The organism is Collinsella sp. AM12-1 (assembly GCF_003472325.1).
GTDB lineage: Bacteria > Actinomycetota > Coriobacteriia > Coriobacteriales > Coriobacteriaceae > Collinsella.
In genome coordinates this window covers 38895-61515 of record NZ_QRLS01000010.1, presented here as the reverse complement: position 1 = coordinate 61515, position 22621 = coordinate 38895, and the positions used below count along the sequence as shown (strand labels likewise).

Annotated in this window: 17 protein-coding genes and 1 tRNA gene; 5 read left to right on the top strand and 13 right to left on the bottom strand. The window is 61.7% G+C overall.

All coding sequences use genetic code 11. The features are described from left to right. Window positions 1-103 precede the first annotated feature (103 nt). Both rho and argS read right to left on the bottom strand, forming a co-directional pair. On the bottom strand, window positions 104-2659 hold the full coding sequence (rho, locus tag DW136_RS06360; protein WP_233546547.1) for a transcription termination factor Rho: 2556 nt from the start codon (window positions 2657-2659) through the stop codon (window positions 104-106). A 788-nt stretch (window positions 2660-3447) separates the two neighbouring features. Continuing rightward, window positions 3448-5301, bottom strand: a complete 1854-nt coding sequence (argS, locus tag DW136_RS06355; protein ID WP_118289287.1) for an arginine--tRNA ligase — start codon at window positions 5299-5301, stop codon at window positions 3448-3450. Between the two features lie 342 nt (window positions 5302-5643). Between argS and DW136_RS06350 the strand changes: the two genes are divergently transcribed. Both DW136_RS06350 and DW136_RS06345 read left to right on the top strand, forming a co-directional pair. Continuing rightward, window positions 5644-6129 carry a CarD family transcriptional regulator gene (locus DW136_RS06350; RefSeq protein WP_006235480.1) on the top strand — a complete coding sequence of 162 codons (486 nt, stop codon included), beginning with the start codon at window positions 5644-5646 and terminating at the stop codon, window positions 6127-6129. A gap of 103 nt (window positions 6130-6232) precedes the next feature. After that, complete coding sequence (locus DW136_RS06345) at window positions 6233-6832, top strand: HD domain-containing protein (RefSeq protein WP_117637809.1); 600 nt, start codon at window positions 6233-6235, stop codon at window positions 6830-6832. A 59-nt stretch (window positions 6833-6891) separates the two neighbouring features. On the opposite strand, the gene DW136_RS06340 is transcribed toward DW136_RS06345, so the two are convergent. Further along, window positions 6892-8178, bottom strand: coding sequence for a glutamate-5-semialdehyde dehydrogenase (locus tag DW136_RS06340; RefSeq protein ID WP_117766927.1), 1287 nt, complete (start codon window positions 8176-8178; stop codon window positions 6892-6894). Window positions 8179-8290: 112 nt separating this feature from the next. On the opposite strand from DW136_RS06340, the gene DW136_RS06335 reads away from it, so the two are divergent. Next, window positions 8291-9709, top strand: a complete 1419-nt coding sequence (locus DW136_RS06335) for an alpha/beta fold hydrolase (protein ID WP_117766925.1) — start codon at window positions 8291-8293, stop codon at window positions 9707-9709. Window positions 9710-9970: 261 nt separating this feature from the next. Here the strand turns inward: DW136_RS06335 and proB are convergent, their stop codons facing one another. The 5 genes from proB to DW136_RS06305 form a co-directional block, all read right to left on the bottom strand. Continuing rightward, the gene (gene proB, locus DW136_RS06325; RefSeq protein WP_117766921.1) at window positions 9971-11098 is read right to left on the bottom strand and encodes a glutamate 5-kinase; all 1128 of its coding nucleotides are present in this window, start codon (window positions 11096-11098) and stop codon (window positions 9971-9973) included. Window positions 11099-11177: 79 nt separating this feature from the next. Continuing rightward, the gene (locus tag DW136_RS06320; RefSeq protein ID WP_118289286.1) at window positions 11178-12683 is read right to left on the bottom strand and encodes a nicotinate phosphoribosyltransferase; all 1506 of its coding nucleotides are present in this window, start codon (window positions 12681-12683) and stop codon (window positions 11178-11180) included. An 84-nt stretch (window positions 12684-12767) separates the two neighbouring features. Beyond that, window positions 12768-13220: a hypothetical protein gene (locus DW136_RS06315; protein ID WP_117716822.1), complete on the bottom strand. Its 453-nt coding sequence runs from the start codon at window positions 13218-13220 to the stop codon at window positions 12768-12770. 64 nt (window positions 13221-13284) lie between these two features. Beyond that, window positions 13285-13357: transfer RNA gene (locus DW136_RS06310), tRNA-Ala, on the bottom strand. 227 nt (window positions 13358-13584) lie between these two features. Beyond that, window positions 13585-14523: a radical SAM protein gene (locus DW136_RS06305; RefSeq protein WP_117716821.1), complete on the bottom strand. Its 939-nt coding sequence runs from the start codon at window positions 14521-14523 to the stop codon at window positions 13585-13587. A 526-nt stretch (window positions 14524-15049) separates the two neighbouring features. Between DW136_RS06305 and DW136_RS06300 the strand changes: the two genes are divergently transcribed. Then, window positions 15050-16249: an MraY family glycosyltransferase gene (locus DW136_RS06300; protein WP_118289285.1), complete on the top strand. Its 1200-nt coding sequence runs from the start codon at window positions 15050-15052 to the stop codon at window positions 16247-16249. Between the two features lie 169 nt (window positions 16250-16418). Further along, a complete protein-coding gene (gene trpS / locus DW136_RS06295; RefSeq protein WP_117716819.1) occupies window positions 16419-17468 on the top strand; it encodes a tryptophan--tRNA ligase in 1050 nt (349 codons plus the stop codon). 393 nt (window positions 17469-17861) lie between these two features. Here trpS and DW136_RS06290 read toward each other — a convergent pair whose 3' ends face one another. From DW136_RS06290 to pckA, 5 genes are all read right to left on the bottom strand, one after another. Beyond that, the gene (locus DW136_RS06290) at window positions 17862-18182 is read right to left on the bottom strand and encodes an MGMT family protein (protein ID WP_117716818.1); all 321 of its coding nucleotides are present in this window, start codon (window positions 18180-18182) and stop codon (window positions 17862-17864) included. 80 nt (window positions 18183-18262) lie between these two features. Beyond that, window positions 18263-19117, bottom strand: coding sequence for a DegV family protein (locus tag DW136_RS06285; RefSeq protein WP_117716817.1), 855 nt, complete (start codon window positions 19115-19117; stop codon window positions 18263-18265). 119 nt (window positions 19118-19236) lie between these two features. Beyond that, the gene (locus DW136_RS06280) at window positions 19237-19686 is read right to left on the bottom strand and encodes a MarR family winged helix-turn-helix transcriptional regulator (protein WP_022093866.1); all 450 of its coding nucleotides are present in this window, start codon (window positions 19684-19686) and stop codon (window positions 19237-19239) included. 168 nt (window positions 19687-19854) lie between these two features. After that, a complete protein-coding gene (locus DW136_RS06275; protein WP_117716816.1) occupies window positions 19855-20574 on the bottom strand; it encodes a B3/4 domain-containing protein in 720 nt (239 codons plus the stop codon). A gap of 227 nt (window positions 20575-20801) precedes the next feature. Beyond that, window positions 20802-22472, bottom strand: a complete 1671-nt coding sequence (gene pckA, locus DW136_RS06270) for a phosphoenolpyruvate carboxykinase (ATP) (protein WP_117716815.1) — start codon at window positions 22470-22472, stop codon at window positions 20802-20804. Between the last annotated feature and the right edge of the window lie 149 nt (window positions 22473-22621).

Sequence of the window (22621 nt, the reverse complement as noted above, 5' to 3'; positions counted from 1 at the left end):
TACGGTCAAAAATAAGCGCGGAGCGGCGATATGGAAAAGGGCCGAGGCTCAAAGCCCCGACCCTTTATCGCATTGATGACTATCGCTGCGTGTGGATGACAACCTAGAACGTCTGCTCGTAGTCGCTGTGTTTTTTGGCCGAACGCACCAAGAATTCCTGGTTGGTGTTGGTGCCCTTAAGACCCTTGATAAACGATGCGGCTGCGCGCTCGGTGTTGTTCATGCCGGCAAGAATGCGACGCAGACCAAAGACAAACGGACGCATCTGCTCGTCGACCAACAGGTCCTCGTTACGCGTACCGGAGGCAACGGGGTCGATAGCCGGGAAGATGCGGCGGTCGGCCAGGTCGCGGTCGAGCTTAAGCTCCATGTTGCCGGTGCCCTTGAACTCCTCAAAGATGACCTCGTCCATCTTGGAACCGGTGTCGATGAGGGCAGAGGCCAGGATGGTGAGCGAGCCACCGTTCTCGATATTACGGGCTGCGCCCAGGAAGCGCTTGGGAGGATACAGTGCCGCCGAATCGACGCCACCCGAAAGGATGCGGCCTGAGGCGGGCGCCGCCAAGTTGTAGGCGCGGGCAAGACGCGTGATGGAGTCGAGCACCACCACGACGTCGCCACCCAGCTCCACGATGCGCTTGGCGCGCTCGATGACGAGCTCTGCCACGCGAGTGTGGTTGTCGGCGGGCATATCGAAGGTCGACGCCACAACCTCGCCCTTGATGGAACGCTGCATATCGGTGACCTCTTCGGGGCGCTCGTCGACGAGCAGGCAGATGAGGTGCACCTCGGGGTTGTTAATCGAGATAGACTGGCAAATCTTCTTGAGGATCGTGGTCTTGCCGGCCTTGGGCGGGGACACGATCAAGCCACGCTGACCCTTGCCGATCGGCGACACGATGTCGATGGCGCGACCGGTAATGGAGTCCTTGCCGTGCTCCATGCGCAGCGGCTCGTTGGGATAGACCGGGGTGAGGTCACCAAACTTGGGGCGGTTGCGAATCTGCTCGGGGTCCAGACCGTTGACGGTCGTGATTTTGGCGAGGCCGGCGCGCTTGTCGCCGCCACGCGAGGGGCGCAGCGAGCCCTCGATGACGTCGCCCGTGCGCAGGCGCGCGGAGCGGATGAGGTAGGCGGGCACGAAGGCGTCGTCGTTGGACTTCATGTAGCCATGGGCATGGATGATGCCGGAGCTGTCCGGGCGAATCTGCAGGATGCCCTTGATGTCGCGGAAGCCCTCGGCCTTCGCGGCGGTGACGTAGATCTCCTCGACGAGCTCGGCTTTCTTCTTGCCGGTGGTCTCGATCTCGAACTCCTTGGCCTTCTCGCGAAGTTCGGCGACCTTCATGGCAGCGAGCTCCTCACGCGAAAGCGTGGGCTCGGTGGGGGCGGCGTTACGCTCCTTGTTGCGCTGTTTGCGATCGCGCTGGCGGTTGCGACGGTCGTTGTTGCGCTCGTCCTTGCGCTCGTTGCGCTCCTCGTTGCGCTTGTGCTGGCGACGGTTGGGGCGAGCGTTGTCATCGGCCTCAGCGGGCGCGGCGCCATCGGTTGCGGCGGCGTCGGCATTGGCCGCAGCGGCGTCATTGGCCTCGGCGCCGGAATCGACCTGCGCTTCGACATCAGCCTGCTGCTCGGACGCCTTGGCCTTAGCGGACTTCTTACGACCGCGCTTGGGCTTCTCGGACGCAGGCTGTTCGACGTCCTGGGGCTCGGCGGCATCAGTCGATGCATCGGCGGTCGTCTCGGCGGAATCCTCGGACGAACCCTTCTTGGCAGCCTTGGCCTTGGACGTGCGCTTAGCAGCAGTACGATGGCTGCGACCAGGACGGACGTCGGCGGGCTCGACATCGGCGGGAGCGGCCTCGGAAGTCGTAGCATCCTGGACGAGTGCGTCGGCAGCGGTTGCAGACTCGGCGGTCGCCGCAGCATCCCGAGCGGCTGCGGCTGCGGCTGCGGCCTTCTCTGCCTCGACGAAGGCCTTGGGCTTGCGACCGCGACGGTGCGGGCGCAAAGCCGGATCAACAACGGGAACTTCGCTGGCCTCGACAGGCGCAGCGGGCTCAGCAGGCGATGCGCCCTCCCCTGCCGCGGAACGAACCGAAGCCTCGGTGAGCTCGGGGGTTACCTGTTCAGCAACCTGCTCGGCCTTAGCAGCCGTGCGACGGCGTGTGCGCGGTGCCGGCTTCTCGGTCGGCTGGTCGGCGGCAGGCGTCTCGGGCACAGACGGAGCTGCGAGCTCGGTCAGAGCCGCGGCCTCGCGCTCGGCAGCACGACGGCGGGCGCGCACCACCTGAGCCTCGCTAATCTGCGCCAACGCACGTGCCTGTGCGACCTCATCGGAAATCGGCGCCGAGGAGTCAGCTGCAACGGTGCGCTTGGCGCGCGTCGTGCGCGTGGTACGGCGCTTGGGCTTGGTGACCTCCTCGCCGTCAGCGGCAGGCCTGGTCGTGCGGCGCGTACGCTTGGGCTTTGCCGGAGCAGCCTCCTCACCAGTTGCAGGCACGGCCTTCTCAGCCGCTGCAGGCGTAGGCGTCGAAGCAGCCTTAGGCGTCTCAGGAGCCGAGGCTTGCGCGGGCGCCGCGACCTGGTCCGACGCAACCGGTGCAGCGGGAGCGGCCTGCGTCGTCGTTATTTCGTTTTCTTGCTGTTGATCAGACACAGTGTTTGCTCAACTTTCTTTTCAAGCCCTGTGATCACATGCTCCCTGCATAAACCTTCAGGGCGGCTAAACAGTCTAGTTCCGTTCAAAACGACGGACATCATTGATCTGTATCGAGATGATTGCGTCATATACGCAGCGTTAGTGTAACACAACCGCAACCACCTGCAACTTAGTCATTGGACGTTCTTAAACGCCCAGTCATCAGGGACACTCCTCCTCAAAAGCGCCTTGAAATGTCGCGCCAGAGGAGTGAAGCCGTGGCACCCGGAATAGCCGCGCCACAAATCGCGCCCATCTACTACGTTTGCACCCGAGCCCCTGACCATACCCTTGTTTTTTCAAAAACAACGAGTCTGCTACCTGCGGTTTTAATATCGTACTTTTCGGCATGGTTCGGGATATGCGTCCAAACGTAGGAGATGAGCCCAATTCGTGGCGGACGGTATCCCGCCACCCCTCCGCGAGACAAAAATGATCCATTTTCCTCCGTCCCCAAGGGACAATTTTCAAAACTACGCCGGATTACGGGGCCAGAATGCTGCAAGCCAACCATGCCCTGCATTTTCTAGAAACAATAAGCCATCTACCTGCGGGTTTAATTTTGCCATTGGCACCATGGTCGCCAGTTGGCGATTCAGCCCCGTAAACCGGTATAGTTGCGATTTGGTAGCATTTCCCAGCAAACCAAATAGTCTCACCAAACGCAAAAAGCCCGACCTCCATATGGGAGATCGGACTTTCAAGGCTCAGTTAAACCAAACCTGCGCGGTCAAATGACCCGTAGCTTACATCTGCTCGGGAGCGGAGACACCAACGAGGGTGAGCACCAGGGCGAGCGTCACGCGGACGGCGTCGCAAGCGGCCAGACGGGCACGCGAAAGCTCGGGGTCGACGGGACGGCCCTCGCTCGGCAGCACCTGGCAGGCAGCATAGAAGCTGTGGAAGTCACCAGCGAGTTCCTCGGCAAAGTGCGTCAGACGGAACGGGGCGCGGTCGCGAGCGCAGCTGGCGATCAGGTCGGTGAGCTCGTTGAGCTTACGCGAAAGGGCGAGCTCGGTCGGGTCGGTCAACAGCGAGTAATCGACGTTCTCACCGATGGCCTTGGCGGCAACGGCCTTCATGCCCATCTCGTCGGCCTGCTCAGGCGTTACGTCAGCGGCACGGCGCAGGATGGAGCAGACGCGAGCGTGAGCGTACTGCACGTAGTACACCGGGTTGGAGTTGTCGCGCTTCTTAACGGCCTCGATGTCGAAGTCGACCATCTGGTTGGAGCTCTTGGAGATGAGCGTGTAGCGAGCGGCATCGGAACCGACCTCGTCGACGAGCTCCTGCAGGGTCACCATGGTGCCCTTGCGCTTGGACATACGGACGGGCTTGCCGTTGCGCAGCAGGTTGACGAGCTGGCCCAGCAGAACCTCAAACTTTCCGGGATAGCCAAGAGCGTCGCAGACGCAGCGGACGCGCTCGATGTAGCCGTGGTGGTCGGCGCCCCAGATGTCGATGACGTGGTCGACGCGCTGGAACTTATCCCAGTGATAGGCAACGTCGGAGGCGAAGTAGGTGTACTCGCCGTCGGACTTGATCAGGACGCGGTCCTTGTCATCGCCCAGGTCGGTGGAGCGGAACCACAGGGCGCCGTCCTTGGTGTAGAGGTAGCCCATCTTGTCGAGCTTCTCAAAAGCGCGGTCGACGGCGGAGGTGCCGGCGGTCTCGCCCTCGGTGTCCTTCACGTACAGCGAGCGCTCGGAGTACCAACGATCGAAGTCGCAGTTGACGGCGTGGCAGAGGTCGCGCATGTTATCGACCATCTTTACATAGCCGCGCTCGCGGAAGCTCTCCATGCGCTCCTGAGGATCGGCGTTGACCCACTTATCGCCGTCGGTGCGCCAGAACTCGGCGGCCTCGTCGATGATGTAGTCGCCGCCGTAAGAGTCCTTGCCCAAGGTCTCGGCAAAGTTGTCCTGATACGGATGGGTCTCGGGGTGCTCGTCGTTCTCGTCGGCAACAAAGGCGTCACGGTCGGCGATCAGCAGCTTGTGAGCCTCCTCGATATCAACGCCCTGCTTGGCGATGATGTCGGCAAGCTGCATATAGCGTGTGCTGATGGAGTTGCCGAAGGTGTTCATCTGAGAGCCGTGGTCATTGATGTAGAACTCACGCTGGATGTCGTAACCGGCGTGGTCCATAACGCGGCAGAGCGAATCGCCCAGCGCGGCCCAGCGGCCGTGGCCGATGTGCATGGGGCCGACGGGGTTGGCGGAAACGAACTCGACCTGGGTCTTCAGACCACCACCGACGTTGGACTTAGCGAAGTCCATGCCCTTCTCGCGAGCCTCGCCAAAGATGGCATTCTTGACGGCAACGGAGAGGTAGAAGTTGATGAAACCGGGGCCTGCGATCTCAACCTTCTCGATCGCGGGATCCTCGGGCATATGGGCAACGATGGCCTCGGCGATCTTGCGCGGGGCGCAGTGGGCCAGCTTGGCGGACTTCAGGGCCATGGTAGAGGTCCACTCGCCATGAGAAGTGTCAGCCGGTCGCTCGATAGCGCAATCGTCAAGTTCAAATGCGGAAAGGTCGCCGGCCTCCTGGGCCGCAGCAAGCGCAGCGCGTACCAGCTCTTCAATCTTCTCGGGCATAGATCCTCCTTGTGTTAAAGCCCCCGAGCTCTTGGTCGCTCGTAGGGCAAAAGCCAGAGTTTGTAGCACTCTATCACAAGCGACGGGCACTGTCGCAGGGTAAAGCCAATCGAAATTGCATATGCACAAAATTGACTACAGCTTGTATGGACTCACTCAAAGATGCCGGTCTGCCTGCAGATTATGCACGCGTTGAAAATGCATAAAGGTGTGAACGAGCTGTGTCTTTTATCGAATACTCTTACCTATCGGAGTTGTGTGCTTTTCCTGCATAAAGCGAGGATTTGCGCACGTCAGCGTGTTATTCTAGACATACGCAAATTCGTATAAGTTGGAGGTAGCATGTTCTCAATCGGTCAACACGTCATTCATCCGGGCCAGGGAGTCTGCACCGTCGTCGGTTTTAGGGACGACACGCCGCAGCCCATGTTGTTGCTCGAGACCAAGCAGGGACATGCGCAGACGATTCTCATGTACCCCGTGGCGCAGGCCGACCGCCTACATGCCGCCATCTCTCAGCAGGATGCCGAGCACCTGCTGAGCCACTACGACGAGCTGGAGTGCGACACCTTTACCGAGCGCAACAGCTCGCTTGAAGAGACACACTTTAAGCAGCAGCTCAAGCTGGGCGCGCCCGAGACGGTCCGTGTGGCCAAGACGATGATGCACCGCATCCGCCAGGCCGAGGAAGCTGATAAAAAGCCCAGCTCCTACTACATGCGCGTACTCAAGGAAGCCAAGCGCCGCTCCATCGAGGAGTTCGCCGTGGCCCTGGGCGTCACCGAAGAGGCCGCCGAAGCCCGCCTAGCCCAAGCCGCCCTCAACTAACCTGTCAAAAACCACCACAAAGGGGACAGTGCACCTTTGTGGTGGTTTTCTTGTTCTAGTAGTATTCAATCTCATCGATACCCACGAGCACAAGGAGTCTGTTATGGCAGAGACGCTTACCGCCGGAATCACCCGCGACCGCGCATTCGAACTGCTCAACGAGCACAACAAGGATCCGTTCCACATCACCCACGGCGAAACGGTCGAGGGCACCATGCGCTACTTTGCGCGCGAGTTCGACCCCGAGAACGAGGAGTTCTGGGGCATCGTCGGCCTGCTCCACGACCTGGATTGGGAGGAGCATGAGGACGACCCCATGAACCACACCATCTACGCTGCCGAGATCCTCGAAGGCGAGGGTGCCTCTCCTGAGCTCATCCGCGCCATTCAGTCGCACACCTCTGATTTCAACACCTCGCTGCCCAAGCCCGAACTGCAGATGGAGAAGATCCTGTTTGCCTGCGACGAGCTTACCGGCCTGATCGGAGCCGCGGTTATCATGCGCCCGAGCAAGAGCGTCATGGACTTTACGACCAAGTCGCTCAAGAAGAAGTTCAAGGACAAGCGCTTTGCCGCCGGATGCTCGCGCGACGTGATTTCGCAAGGCGCTGAGATGCTGGGCTGGGAGCTTCCCGAGCTCTTTGACCGCACCATCGCGGCTATGCAGTCCTTCGCTCCCGATCGCGACGCCTTCCAGGCCTAGCACCAAAACCACCACAAAGGGGACAGGCCCCTTTGTGGTGGTTTTTGTTTGCGTGGGCGTTAGGGGCGGACCTGACCGGTGCCGCGAAGCTTGTATTTGTAGGTGGTGAGGGCCTCGGCGGCAAAGGGTCCGCGGGCGTGGAGCTTTTGGGTCGAGATGCCAATTTCGGCGCCCAGGCCAAACTCGCCGCCGTCGGTAAAGCGCGTGCTAGCGTTAGCGTACACGGCCGAGGCATCGACCTCATCCAAGAAGCGCTCGCAGGCGTCTGCGTCCTCGGCGATGATGGCCTCGGAATGCATGGTGCCATAGCGGTTGATGTGCGCGATGGCCTCTTCCTCGTTCGCCACGACCTTCACGCTCATCTCGAGGGCCAGATACTCGCGGCCCCAGTCCTCCTCGGTTGCGGCAACGTAAGCATCGCCCTCGGCAAGACCGGCGGCAACGCAAGCGGCACACGTGGCCTCATCGCCGTGAATCAGCACATCGTGGTCGTGCAGCACGGCAACGACCGCAGGCAAAAACACATTGGCCACAGCATGGTCGACCAGCAGCGACTCGGCGGCATTGCACACGCCTACACGCTGGGTCTTGGCATTAACGATAATGTTGAGCGCCTTATCAAAGTCGGCGGACTCATGCACGTAGATGTGACAGTTGCCCGTGCCCGTCTCGATCACCGGCACGAGAGACTCGCGCACGCAGCGCTGGATCAGGCCTGCACCGCCGCGCGGAATGAGTACGTCGACAATACCGCGGAGCTTCATGAGCTCGCCAGTGGCCTCGCGGTCGGTGGACTCGATCATCGACACGGCCTCGCGCGGGAAGCCCTTGGCCTCGAGCGCATCGGCCAGCAGCTCAGAAATCATGGCACACGAGTGATAGGCCAGCGAGCCGCCGCGCAGAATGCAGGCGTTGCCGGTACGGATGCAGATGCCCGCGGCGTCGGCCGTCACGTTGGGGCGCGCCTCGTAGACCATAGCGACCAGGCCCAGCGGCACACTCACACGGGTCAGGTCCACGCCACTTGCAAGCACGCGGTGGTCGAGCACGCGGCCCACGGGATCGGGCAGCTCGGCGAGCTTTTCCAGGCCGGCGGCCATGCCCTCGACGCGCTCGGGCCTCAGCAGCAGACGATCGAGCAGTCCGGCCGAGGTACCCGCATCGCGCGCGGCGGACATATCGAGCTCGTTGGCGGCAACGATGGAGTCGATACCGTTGCGCAGCGCTGCGGCCATGGCGCGCACGGCCTCCTGGCGCTGTTCATCGCTCGCCGTGGCAAGCGAGGCCGACGCTGCCTTGGCGGCAACGGCAAGATCGTGGACATACGTGGCTATATCGACCGACATGGGCGGCCCTTTCTCCTAGAAGTTTGCAACCATGGTAGCCGATTTGCGCATGGCCTCGCCCGCGGCGGTAGAATTGGTCAACCCGAAACACCGCAACGAATGGAAGCATTACATGGCCCTCATCACTTCGTACCACGTCCCCGGCCTTTACGTCGAGGACCACAGCATCGACGTCCCCCTTGACTGGCGCGGCCTGGAGCCGATGCTCCTGGCCGTCGGCAGCACCATGCGCCGCGGCGCTATGCCGGCGCCCATCGCCGGCGCGCACGAGAGCATCAAGCTCTTCTACCGTGTGGTTTGCGCGCCCGACCGCATCAACGACGATCTGCCGCTGCTCCTGTTTTTGCAGGGCGGCCCCGGCGGCGAGAGCCCGCGTCCGCTGTCGCCCACAAGCGACGGCTGGATCGAGGAGGCCGTCAAGCACTTCCGCGTGGTCCTTCCCGACCAGCGCGGCACCGGACGCAGCAGCTGCGTGGACGGACGCACGATCAAGGCACTGGGTGATCGCGCAACGGCCGCCGGCGCCGATACAGCACGCTCGCAGGCGGACTTCCTCAAGCGTCACCTCGCCAGCTCTATCGTGCGCGATTTTGAGTACCTGCGCCTGGTAGGCTTTGGCGGCAGGCCCTGGGTCACACTCGGGCAGAGCTACGGCGGCTTTTTGACGCTGAGCTATCTGTCGCTCTTCCCCGAGGGCGTGGCGGCAAGCTTTACCTGCGGCGGCATCCCCCACGTGCCGGCGAGCGCAAGCGAAGTCTACGCGCACACCTTCCCGCGCATGGTCGCCAAGACGCAGCAGTATTACGACCGCTACCCTGCCGACGTCGAGCGCGTGGCAGCCCTGGCCGATGCGCTCGAGGCTCAGAAGCCCGTGCTGCCCGACGGCTCGCCGATGACGGTCGAGCGCCTACAGCTCATGGGCAGCGACTTTGGCATGAAGCCGAGCTTTGAGCGCATGCATTGGATTATCGATCACGCTTTTGTTGACGGCGACGGCACGCTGACCTGCGGCACCTCGGTATCCGACAGCTTTTTGATGCGCGCCTTCGAGCGCACCAACACGCGCACGAATCCGCTGTACTGGACGCTGCAGGAGTTCATATACGCCGACGGTGACACCATGCCCATTGGCTGGGCCGCGGCTGAAGAGAAGGCACAGCGCGCCGAGTTTGACACCCTCGCGCGCCCGCTCATGTTTACCGGCGAGGCCATGTTCCCGTGGATGTTCGAGCAGATGCCCGAGCTCAAGCCCTTCAAGCCCGCCATGGACCTGCTGATGGAAGACACCAGCTGGGACAAGATCTACGACCCGCAGCGACTGGCGTGCAACGAGGTGCCCCTGCAGGCCGCGGTGTATTTCGACGACATGTACGTCGACTCGGGCATGCAGCTCGATACGCTCAGCCGCGTGGGTAACTCGCATGCCTGGGTGACCAACGAGTTCGAGCACGACGGTCTACACGGTAGCGTGGTGTTCAAGCACCTCTTCAACGAAGCCCTCAACCGCGGAGACCTGCGCCAAATCTTCTAGCAAAGGAGCGTCCCCACCTGCCGGCACAAAAGAAACATCCCCAAGTGCCGAACAAGTGCCGGCAACGACAATGCCGCAGGTAGAGGACGGAAAGCGAAAACGCCCCTTAGCAGTGGCTTTAAATCGTAGGTCGAACAAAAGAAGCGAGCGCCGCCCAGAGCGAACAAGTTGGCATGAAAAAGGCGAGGCATAGACCTGATGGTCATGCCTCGCCTTTTGAATGACAAATTGTCGCTCTGGGCGGCGCGCAGCGTCGACCCGTTAGGCGAAGACGATTAGATTATCCCTGTGTATCGCGGGCTTCTCGGCCAGGTCTGCGAGCAGGCGGTTGCTGGCGATCTGGTCCTGGCGGCGACCGGCAGCAAGCTCCAGCACGTCCGAATCGGCTTCGGCGATACCGCGGGCGACGACCATACCGCTCGGATCGCACACATCGAGCACATCGCCCTCGGCAAACTGGCCATCGACCTCGCGAATACCCACCGCAAGCAGGGAAGAGCCACGGCTGACCAGCGCCTTCGCAGCACCATCATCGACCGTCACCGAGCCATGTGCCTTGTCGCCCAGCGCGATCCACAGCTTGCGGGGTGCGATGTCCAGACGCTCCGCCGGCGGATCGAACAGCGTGCCCACGCTCTCGCCGCGGGCGAGACGCACGAGCGCATCGGGCTCCTCGCCCGAGCAAATCACGCTCTGAATGCCCGCCGTCATCAGGATGCGGCTCGCGCGGATCTTGGTAATCATGCCGCCCGTGCCCACCGATGTGGAAGAATCGCCCGCCGAGGCAATAATCTTGGCATCGATCTTATGCACGACAGGAACAAACTCGGCCGTGGGGTCTTCATGCGGATTGGCAGTATAGAGACCATCGATGTCCGAGAGCGTCACGCACAGATCGGCAGAAACCAGGCAGCTCACAAGCGCCGCCAGCGTGTCGTTGTCGCCAAACTTGATCTCATCGACGGTGACGGTATCGTTCTCGTTGACGACCGGCACCACACCCAGCTCCACCAGGCGAAGCAGGGCGTCGCGCGCGTGCAGGTAGGACGTGCGGCGCGCCGTGTCGTGACGCGTGAGCAGCACGAGCGAGGTGAGCAGGTCGCGCGCATGGAACTCCTCGTCGTAGGCCGACGAGATGATGCACTGACCGGCCGAGGCGCAGGCCTGCAGGCTCGGCAGGTCACCGACCGGCTTGCGGTCGAAGCCCAACACGGGATAGCCACAGGCGATAGCGCCCGAGCTCACCACAACCAGACGCCAGCCGAGCTTGCGCAGCGCTGCGGCCTGATCGGCAAGTCCGCCGATAAAGGCGCGGTTGACCTTGCCATCGGCACCCACCACCGTGGACGAACCGATCTTTACCACCATCGTTTTATAAGAAGTCGTCATACGTCAAACCAATCAACTGTTCAGCGAACGGCCGAGCCGGCGGCCAGGGAAGCGTGACTCGCCCCTACCGCCCAAGGAATTAGTGGGCCCAGGGAAAGGCAGAGGCCGCGGCCATGTTCTTACGCACGAGCTCGTCGCGCACCTGAGCCAGGCCCTGCTCCATACCCACCACATAGGTCTGCGGGTACAGGAAGCGCTTGAAAGCTGCGTCCAGATGGTCGAGCGCCCAAGCACAGCGCTCGCGCGCGTCCTGGATGCTCTCACGCGGAGCCACCGCACTGCCATCGCGCACGATCGGCACCAGCAGCTCGCGATACTCAAGTTCGGACACGTCGGTCACCAGGGCGGCATCGTTCACGGCCACAAGGGTATTGCCGCGCGCGGCGCCCTCCCCTGCCAGATGGTCCTCGTCATAAATCATGTCGCAAACCGGGCCGCCAAAGCCGTCGTAATAGCGTCGTACGCGCTGAACACCGGGAATTGTGCGCTTGTAGGGCTGCTCGGAGAGCTTCACCACCGGCGTCCATGGATCTGCCTCGCTCGTACGGCGGGCGGAAAGCTTGTACACGCCGCCCAGCGCCGGCTGGTCATAGCAGGTCGCAAGCTTGGTACCCACGCCAAAACTGTCGATGGGCGCGCCCTGGTCGAGCAGCGACTGAATCGTGTACTCATCCAAATCGTTAGAAACCGAGATCCCCACATAGGGCAGGCCCTCGGCATCAAAACGGCCGCGCACATACTTGGAGAGCTTGGCGAGGTCGCCGGAGTCGATGCGAATGGCCGACAGGCGCTCGCCCACCGCTTCCATCTCCTTGGCAACCGTAATGGCATGTTCACAGCCCTCGCGCACGTCATAGGTGTCGATGAGCAGCGTACAGTTCTTGGGGCTCGACTTGGCAAAGGCGCGGAAGGCCTCGAGCTCGGAATCGAAGCTCATCACCCAGCTGTGCGCATGCGTGCCAAAGACGGGAATACCGTAGCGGCGGCCGGCGAGCACATTGGACGTAGAGGAGCAGCCGGCAACGTAGCTCGCGCGCGCGACGGCCAAGCCGCCATCGGGACCCTGGGCGCGGCGCAGGCCAAACTCGGCAACGGGACGGCCGTCCGCCGCCAGCACCACGCGCGCCGTCTTGGTGGCGACAAGCGTCTGGAAGCCGACGATGTTGAGCAGCGCCGTTTCGAGCAGCTGGCACTCCAGCGCGGGGCCGGTGACGCGAACCATGGGCTCGCGCGGAAAGACGAGCTCGCCCTCGGGCACGGCGTCGATGTTTACATGCGCACGAAAATCGCGCAGGTAGTCGAGGAATCCAGGCTTGAACATCGCGCCGCCGGCCGGGGCCTGGAGCGAGGCGAGGTAGTCGATGTCCTCGGGCGTAAAGCGCAGATTCTCGACCAGCTCGGGCAGTTCGGCGGTGCCGCACATGACGGCATAGGCGCTACCAAAGGGATGGTCGCGGTAAAACGCGGTAAAACAACCCTGCTCATTGGCCTTGCCGCTCTCCCACAGGCCCTGGGCCATAGTGAGCTCGTACAGATCGGTAAGCATTGCGATGTCGGTGGGATGAGAGATATCGGTCAAAGCCATGGGGCGACCTTTCGGATGCGTTGTGCAGAGGTTGAGGGTTGGACAAGGGCAGAGTGTTCGGACATGACGCCCGATGTAAATCGGTTAGAGCAGGCCCATGCTGGTCAGGATCGTGTAGCCCATAAAGATGACAAACGCGATGAGGGCAAGGACAATGATGATTTTTTGAGCCGGCGCCATGCCAGGGATCTCGTTCTCGCCCGTAGGCTCCTTGGAGGTAACCATGCGCTGGGCAAAGGTCATCTCGTCACGGCTCGGCTTGGGCTCGACGGACTTGGAACGAGCGGCCTTTTTAGGCTGAGGTTTGGGCGCGGCAGGTGCAGGCTTCGCGGCAGCGGGCTTGGGCGCGGGCGCCGGTGCGGGTGCGGCGTTCGCGGCGACCTCCTCGGCCTTCGCACGCTCGGCACGCAGGGCAGCCAGCTCCTCACGCTCGCGACGGGCCTCTTCCCGAGCCTCGCGGCGTGCCTTCTCAGCGCGGAGCTCTTCCAACTCAGCGCGCTCCTCGTCGGACAATGGTTGGGACTCAAGCTCGGCCATGGTACAGCCCTTTCTTTTAAAAAAAGCCGCCGACACAATGTCAGCGGCTTATCAAATCCAAGGGTGGAGACGAAGGGAGTCGAACCCTCGGCCTCTGCCATGCGACGGCAGCGCTCTCCCAACTGAGCTACGTCCCCAGGACAAGTCGATATTTTACCTACGGCTCGCCAACTGTCAACGCCCAATAACCAGTCTTTTTGGGGCGGGGCTATTTTAGCTACTTTCAGATGCCGGCTCGACCCCTGCCGAGAGTAGTCTTTTTGGGACGGGGCTTTTTAGCTGCCCCTGCCGTTAATCGGCCAAAACGTGTGCGCTCTCTGCTGGGGCTAAAAAAGCCCCGTCCCAAAAAGACTACTCAGCAGAGCTACTTTGCGCTGGTAAGAACACCGGTGGTGTCAAACGCCGGGGTAAAGCTCTCGTCTACCGCGCCGCCCTCTTGCCAAAACATCGTCGTAAAGCCCAGGTCGTCGGCATGGTCGAGCACCTGCTCGTACTCCTCGCGCGTTACGGCACGGGCCAACTCGCCGCCCTGCTCGCGCATGAGTGCATTGGGCGTGTACTGGTTCATAACCGAAATCGGCACGTCGCCCACCGTCTGCCACACCAGGTCCAGCACGCGGCACGAATCGTCCGCATGCCCCGGCAGCACCAGGTGGCGCACGATGATACCGCGCTTCATGAGCCCGTCCTCGTCCACCAGCTCTCCCCCGCGGCGCTCGATCTCGCACGCCATCTGTGCCAGGCCCGACACGGCCACGCGCGGGTAATCCTTAATATGAGAAAGCGACTGCGCAAGCCCGGCATCGGCATATTTAAAGTCGGTGAGCCACACATCGACCAGGTCACCCAGGGCAGCTACGGCACTCGCCCGCTCATAGCCGCTCGTGTTGTAAACGATCGGGATGTCCAGCCCGCGCTCCCTCGCTGCGGCAATCGCGGCCGGCAGCAGGTGAGCATAATGCGTCGCAGTCACCAGGTTGATGTTGTTGGCTCCCTGGTCCTGCAGTTCCAGCATAATCTCGACCAGACGCTCAGGCGAAATCTCAAGGCCAAAATTGCCGGTCGAGATCTCGTGGTTCTGGCAGTAGATACATTTAAGCGAGCAGCCGCTAAAGAAGATCGTGCCCGAACCGGCCTCGCCCGAGATAGGCGGCTCCTCCCACATATGAAGCGCCGCGCGGGCCACCCTGAGCGTGTCGTTAGCACCGCATACGCCGCGCACGCCCTCATCGCGCGCCGCACCGCAACGGCGGGGACACAAATGGCAGGCGGGCGAAAAAAGTTCGGTCAACGACGTCGGCATAAAAACATGCTCCAAAACAACGATTCAGCAGCTCAAACGTAAAGGGCCAGGCCGCGTAGACGGCTCGAGCCCCAAGGCGCCGTAATCGTCCGACACGATTTTTGTAATGTCAAGACTGGAATCGATAAAGTGCCGCTTTATGATGTAGGTATTCCGCCCCCCGCGGAGCAACTGGGTGAACCGTCGCGTTTATTTAGGGAGCCCACACAGTCGTACCTAGTACAGGTATCCTTCGTTGTTAAGGACGCTGGAACAGTCGATGAGGGCACCCACCTGTTTTAGGTGGGTTCATTTTCGTAACGTGGGGGGTGGTTTTCTTTTGCCGAAAATCACCATCACGGTTCATATGGATCCCCGTCGGCATCCCGACAAGCCATCGACAACATCCCAATATCTGGTAAGCGCGTGATTATCGCTGCGTGCAATTACATGCACCCCCCTTGGTCGAGTATTATGGTTCGGCTATGCCCTTTGCGCATGGCGTTCTTCTGACCTTTTCCTTCGACGCTTGGCGGTTTTTAGATTCATGGCTTCATCCCCGAGCTACATACCGTACCTATGCGTGGCAGCGGCGGCCTTTATCACGACCTTCCTCGCGGTGCCCCTGGTCAAGCGCTTGGCAATTAAGCTCGATGCCGTCGACTATCCTTCTAAGCGCCGCATCAACACAAAGCCCATCCCGCGTTTGGGCGGAACGGCGGTGTTTTTGGGCCTGGTCGTTGCCTGCATTGTGCAAATCCTAGGCACCTGGCACCTAGGCTGGCCACCCGTCCTGGTGCCGCACCCGCGCCTTCACATTAGCTATCCCATGCTGGCGCTCTCCTTTACCGTCATCTTTGCGACCGGCGCTATCGATGACGTCTTCCAACTCAAGCCCAAGCAAAAGCTGGCCGGGCAGGTCCTCGCCGCGCTCATCGCCTGTATCGGCGGCCTGCGGATCGGCGTCATCGTCAACCCGTTTGCCCCCGGCGAAATCATGCTCGGGTGGCTCGCCTACCCCATCACCGTAATCTATCTGGTGGCATTCACCAACATCATTAACCTCATCGACGGCCTCGACGGCTTGGCCACGGGCATCTGCGGCATCGCCTCGTTCACCATGTTTTCGATGGCCGTTCTCTCGGGCCGCATCGACGCCGCCGCGCTCTCCATTGCGCTCTTTGGCGCCTGCCTGGCCTTTTTGCGCTACAACTTCAACCCCGCAAGCATCTTCTTGGGCGACTCGGGGTCGCTGCTTCTGGGCTTTGCACTGGGCTTCATCTCGCTGCTCAACGTGAGCCGCACCGCCGCGCTCACCTCGCTTATCATCCCGCTCATCGTTGCCGGCGCGCCCATCATCGACACGTTTAGCGCCATCGTGCGCCGCAGGCGCGCCCACATTAGCATTGGGCAGGCCGACAAGGGCCACATCCACCACCGCCTAATCCAAGAAGGCTACAACCAAAAACAGGCCGTGCTGCTCATCTATGCCTGGTGCATCATGCTTTCGGCCGGCGCCGCCGCGATTAACCAGGTCGAAGCGCCCATGCGTGTGCTCATCTTTACCGTGCTCGCCATTGGCTCGGCGGCCTTCGCCAAGCACCTGCACCTGTTTGAACCCGTGCTACGCCACCATTACAACAAGCGCACGCACGAGGACGAGCTCGTCACCCCCGACGACCCCGCCTTTAAGCAGGAGGAGCAGGCAGCCGAGGAGCGCAAAGAAGAGCGCCACCACAAGCTCTAGGGCAAGCTGCCGAGGATGTGCCAAGGCACCGTTGGCCAAGCGCGGCCGCGCCGCGCCCATCGCACAAGCCGCACCACGCGCGTCCCTCTCCCGCCCTCGCCTACTTACGCACCGCCCCTCCAATAAACGCGTTATCATCTTGACCCATGAACATACGTTAGGAGCAATCATGCCAAACGAGAACAGCTACGAAGTCGCGCTGCAAAAGAGCAACGCCATTCGCGAGGGCCTGACCAAAACGCCCGAGAAGTTCACCATGCTCACCGGCGACCGCCCCACCGGCCGTCTGCACCTGGGCCACTACTTCGGTACCCTCAAGGGCCGTGTTGAGCTGCAGAACATGGGCGCCAAGACCAACGTGCTCATCGCCGACTACCAGGTCATCACTGACCGCGACACGACCGAGCACATCCAGGACAACGTGTACAACATGGTCATGGACTACCTTGCCTGCGGCATCGATCCCGACAAGACCATGATCTACGCGCACTCCGCCGTGCCCGCCGCCAACCAGCTCATGCTGCCGTTCCTGTCGCTGGTCTCCGAGGCCGAGCTGGCGCGCAACCCCACCGTCAAGGCCGAGATGGAGGCCTCGGGCCACGAGCTCACCGGCCTTCTGCTCACCTACCCGGTGCATCAGGCCTGCGACATCCTGTTCTGCAAGGGCAACGTCGTGCCCGTCGGCCGCGACCAGCTGCCGCACATCGAGCTCACCCGCACCATCGCCCGCCGCTTTAACAACCGCTACGGCAAGGTGTTCCCCGAGGTCGACGCGCTGCTGTCCGAGACCCCGCTGCTGCCGGGCCTGGACGGTCGCAAGATGAGCAAGAGCTACGGCAACGCCATCAACATCTCGATGACCGCCGAGGAAACGGCCAAACGCATCAAGAAGAGCCAGACCGACTCCGAGCGCATGATCACGTTCGATCCCGAGAACCGCCCCGGCGTGTCTGGCCTGCTTTCAACAGCCGCCATCTGCACCGGCCGTTCCGAAGTCGAGATTGCCGAGGAGATTGGCATGGGCGGCTCCGGCCAGCTCAAGAAGTACGTGACCGAGGCCGTCAACGAGTACTTCGCACCTATCCGCGAGCGTCGCCAGCGCTACGAGAACGATCTGGACTATGTGAAGGACGTCCTGCATGAGGGCAACCGTCGCGCCAATGAGATCGCCGAGCAGACCCTGGCCGAGGTTCAGGACGCCATGGGCATGGTGTACTAGACCGATTTGCTGGCTTGAGCTTTCGATTGCTTTAGGGCGGGCGCTACGGCGTCCGCCTTTTTTGGAGCCGGACCGCTTCAGCTCCATCCATCACACTCTCCCGACAAACAGGAACAGGCCCGCCGGCAGTTAGCTGCCAGCGGGCCTGTTCCCGAAGTACACCGTTGAATCGCACAGAGGGGAGGGATGCGAATCAAACTCAACAGGGCAGGCTTTTTCATCGCCTATTGCCTGCTCCGTTGCTGAAACCAATATAGTTCACCGTGGCTTACTTTCTAGCGTCAAACTACCCCAACATACCTTCTCCATAAGTTAGCCCAGGTAAACCTGCAACGGAAAGCCACCACAAAGGGGACAGGCACCTTTGTGGTGGCTTTGACCACGGCAGAGCTGTTAGAGTCCAGCAGGCCAACGACAGGCGGCCAGATCAACATGCATGGGATCGGCAAACGTCACGCCCTCCCCCATTAAGAGCTCGCGCTGAGCATCGGGGCCGCCAAAGGCAAAGCCCTCACAGATACGGCCGTCGGCAAACACCACGCGATGACAGGGAATTTGGCCAGGGCGCGGATTACTATGAAGGGCATACCCCACGTACCGCGCACTTCGTGGACGACCGGCAAGCAGTGCCACCTGACCATACGTGGCGACCATCCCCTCGGGGATCTGCTCGACCACCCCGTACACCCGATCAAAAAAGCCCTCAGACGCCATTGCTCGCTCCCTTCCACCCGGAAAAGCATAAACCATCACAAAGGGGACAGGCACCTTTGTGATGGTTTATGGCAGGTCGGTTAGTTGGCGGGCTGGAAGAAGGCTACTGCCACGGCGCCGGGGCCAACGTGGGTTCCGATGGTGGCGCCGATGGTGTGAACGGGCAGTTCGCCCTCGGTGTGACCAGCCCACAGTGCCGCGCTGTCCTCGATATACTTCTTGAGCACCGCATCCGAAAGGCCCGTATAGCCGAGCGCCAGCGGCATGGAAAAGTCGATGCCGCCCGCCTTTTCGACCTTTTGGTTCAGCAGGTTGCGGCCGTTCTTGGAACCGCGCGCCTTGCCCAGCTGCACGATCAGACCGTCCTCGACAGCCACCACGGGCTTCACGTTGAGCAGCGTGCCCACGGCGCCGGCCGCAGCAGACAGACGACCGCCGCGCACCAGGTACTCCAGCGTCTCGAGCAGGCCGATAACCACCACACGGTCGCGCACGGCCTCGACAGCCGCCGCGATCTGAGATGCACTGCGGCCCTCGTCCACCAAGCGCAGCGCATACTCGACCAGGACGCGCTCGCCCAGGGTGACGTTGTTGCTGTCTACCACGAACACGTCGCCACCTGGCGCCTCGGCAAGTGCGGTACGGGCACTCTGATTGGTGCCTGATAGCTTAGCGCCCACGGTAATAATCACTGCCTCGTCGCCGGCCTCACGTGCTTCGGCAATCGCCTGCGAAAACGCGTACGGGTTGACCTGGCCGGTCTTGGGCAGCTCGTCGCGCTCCACAAGCATCTCGTAAAAGCGCTGGTGATCGATGTCGACGCCATCCATATACACATCGGTGCCAAAGGTGACGGACAGCGGCAGAACACGCAGAGCGGGGTGCTCCGCCGGCGACATATCGCTGGCGGAATCGGTAATAATGCGGACGGACATAGCGAATCCTTTCTTGCGCAGGTCTCGCGCAGGGAATTTTGACAGCAATGTCCCGGCACGGCGTACGCGCTCAAACGGGACGATGCAGTTCTTGGCTGAAAGCTAGCTCCAGCGCGGCTCTAGATCTCGCGCAAGGTGTTGAGAATCGTGCGCAGCGACGCATACATCTGCTCGCGCTGCTCCACACCCATAGCCTTACCGGTGGTATCGAGCACCTCGCGAATGATGCGGTCCGCCTCGCTCATGCTCTCGCCGCCTAGAGCGGTCAGGCGCACCGGAGCACGATACTTAACGGCGGCATCGCCCGAATCATCGACCTCAACGTAACCGCCCTCCTCCAGATGCGCGAGCGTGCGCGAAACGGCGGCACGGGTCACGCCTGCCATGCGAGCCAGGTCAGCACCAGTCAGGCCGTCCTTGCTGCGCTCAAGATAGTACAGGCACATAACGTCGGAGCCCTTGAGGCCCAGCCTTGCGCCCTCGGATGTCTTAATGCGCTGGATCTCCTTGTAGAGCCCGCTGATCAGTCCGACAAAGTCCTCGAAACGTGTCTCGTCGTTCTGCTGCATGGGAGACGACCGCCTTTCGCTTGCATAATGCTAACGGGTAAACATCTTAGCCGTATCCAGCGACCGCCGGCCCTGCGTGCCTCATTTGTTGACCCATCAACATAAAAATCACCACAAAGGACAGGCGCCTTTGTGGTGATTTTGGGCATCAATAGGTTCTAGGCGCCGCTACAGCTCCACACAGGGATTGTCGCGGGTCACAAGCGTCTTAACGACAACCGTCGCTCCCAGATAGCGCTCGAGCAAATCGGCAAGACGGTCGATGGCGGCCTGGCAGTCCTCCATTCGCTCGGGCTCCACGCACTCAATCGCCAGGAACGCGTCGGCCGAATCGTCGGACAGGGCCGTTCGAACGCCGTCGCGCCAGTTCCAGCAGCGGCACACGGCGCCCGCATCATCGATGTAGGCGAGCTCGCCGGGCAGCGTCGGGTCATCCGCTTCCTCGCCAAGAGGCAAGAACGCATCGCCACCGTCGGTCACCTTCAAGCGAAGGTCTCCCTCGATCGCATGCAGATCCTCGCCTCCCACGGGCAGCGCGTAGGTCAGCGACACCGTGTTGTAGATGTCCACCGCGGGCGTAATGTGGCCCACAGGCTTGTCCTTAAGCACGCGCTTGAGCAAGTTCTCGATCGAGCAGCGGGCGCCTTTCTTGGTCTTGAACAGACGATAGGCCTCGCGCCATGCCTTGACCGGTGCGTTCTCGCTGATAGTGTCGCTGGTCAGATGACGCTCCACATCGATATTGGCGCGGTCGAGCAACGCCGCAATCGCATCCACGTCCTCTTGAGGAATCTGAGCCGTGGGCTTCATGCCCTCCACGACCACAACACCGACCGCTGCCTGCGGAAACAGCTCCCAGAATGAATCCTCGGCAATAAAGCCTTTCATACGTGCTCCCTTCATCGTGCGCGCCCGAGTGAGGGCGCCTAAACAAAAAGCGCCCTTACAACGGCCACCTTCAAAGTCCTACGGTGCCGTCACAAGAACGCTTGCGCTGTCCCCATCCGGAGAAGGGGACGATATGTCAGGCGCATTGTAACCCGAGTCATCCACGCGAGCAAAACCACCACAAAGGTGCCTGTCCCCTTTGTGGTGGATATGGACTCACGGCGAAGCTAGTGGCGAAGTCCCAGCAGCCCGCGGCCGCGATGACGGGCGTCGGCGTGTACTTGAACGTGCGGGCCTGCGGCTTTGACGGACTCGGGCAGGTGCGAGTACTTCTTCTCGAAGTTCTCCTCGAACATCACCGCCAGGTTGTGCGCGGCCTCGTCGAAGCGCGCGGTGCTCTGCCAGTACTGGCGCGGCACCAGGATGCCGTCGGGCACACCGTGGCACGTAGTGGGAATGTCGACATTAAAGATGTCGTCGTGCACGAACTCGCTGTCCTCGATGGTGCCGTCGAGGGCGCGGGCCACCAGGGCGCGCGTGTAGGCAAGCTCGATGCGATGACCCACGCCGTAGCCGCCGCCGATCCAGCCGGTGTTGACCAGGTACACACGCGTGCGGCCGTCGGCAATGCGCTCGCCGAGCATCTTGGCGTAAACCATGGGGTCGAGTGGCATAAACGGCTCGCCGAACAGCGAAGAGAACGTGGGCGTAGGCTCGGTGACGCCGACCTCGGTGCCGGGGATCTTGGCCGTAAAGCCCGTCACAAAGTGATACATGGCGGCATCGGCCGTTAGACGCGAGATGGGCGGCAACACGCCAAAGGCATCGCAGGTCAAAAACAGTACGACGCTCGGAGTGGTGCCCATGCCCTTGGTCCACGCGTTGGGGATATGCTCGACGGGGTAGGCCACGCGCGTATTGTGCGTGATCGAGATGTCGTCGTAGCTGGGCTTGCGGTTCTCGTCGAGCACCACGTTTTCGCAGATCGCGCCAAAGCGGACAGCGTTGAAGATTTCGGGCTCGTGGAACGCGTCCAGGCCCTCGCATTTGGCGTAGCAGCCACCCTCGATGTTGAAGATGCCCATGTCGGACCAACCGTGCTCGTCGTCGCCGATCAGCAGGCGCGTGGGGTTGGCCGAAAGCGTGGTCTTGCCGGTGCCGGAGAGGCCAAAGAACACGGCGGTCTCATGCGTGACGGGGTCCATACTGGCCGAGCAATGCATGGGCAGCACGTCGTCCTCGACGGGCAGCAGGTAATTCATGACGCTGAAAATGGACTTTTTGATCTCGCCGGAGTAGCCGGTGCCGGCGACCAGAATCACGCGCTCCTGGAAGTTAATGACCACGGCGGCGCTGGAGTTGAGGCCCTTGATGGCGGGATCGCACTGGTAGCCCGGCGCGGCGAGCACGCAGAAGTCCGGCTCGCCGGTGCGTGCGATTTCACGGGCAAGCGGGCGGGCGAGCATCTGCTTAATAAAGAGCGCCTGGCTGGCACGCTCGCAGGCGACAAGCAGACGACGCGTATGGTTGCGGTCGGCACCGGCCATACCGCGAGTGACGAACACGTCGCGCTCGTTGAGATAGTCGACGATGCCGGCCTTGATGGCCTCGTAGCTCTCGACAGACAGCGGGCGGTTGACCGCGCCCCAGGCGATCTTGTCGTGCACGTCGGGCGTGTCGACGATAAAGCGGTCGTTGGGCGAGCGTCCGGTACGCTCCCCCGTCTCGATCACCAGTGCGCCGTTGGAGGCCATGCGGCCTTCGTTGCGGCGGATGGCGTGCTCGACGAGTTCTGCTGCCGGCAGGTCAACCAGCAGGCGGGGCTGGTTCTCGGCGGGATCTTCGACCAGCGTAATGCCAAAGTTGGACAGAACTTCTGCAGGGGTAACACCTGGCATGGGGCCTCCTTTAAAAACGCGACACGTGGACGCGGCGCGCACTTTACTCACGTAAAGCCCGTTGTACCCGATATGCAAAAACGTTTTTGCGGCAACGGCGAAGCGCCCGCCCAACGGTCAAAAATCGCACGCAAGCGGCCTAGTCATTG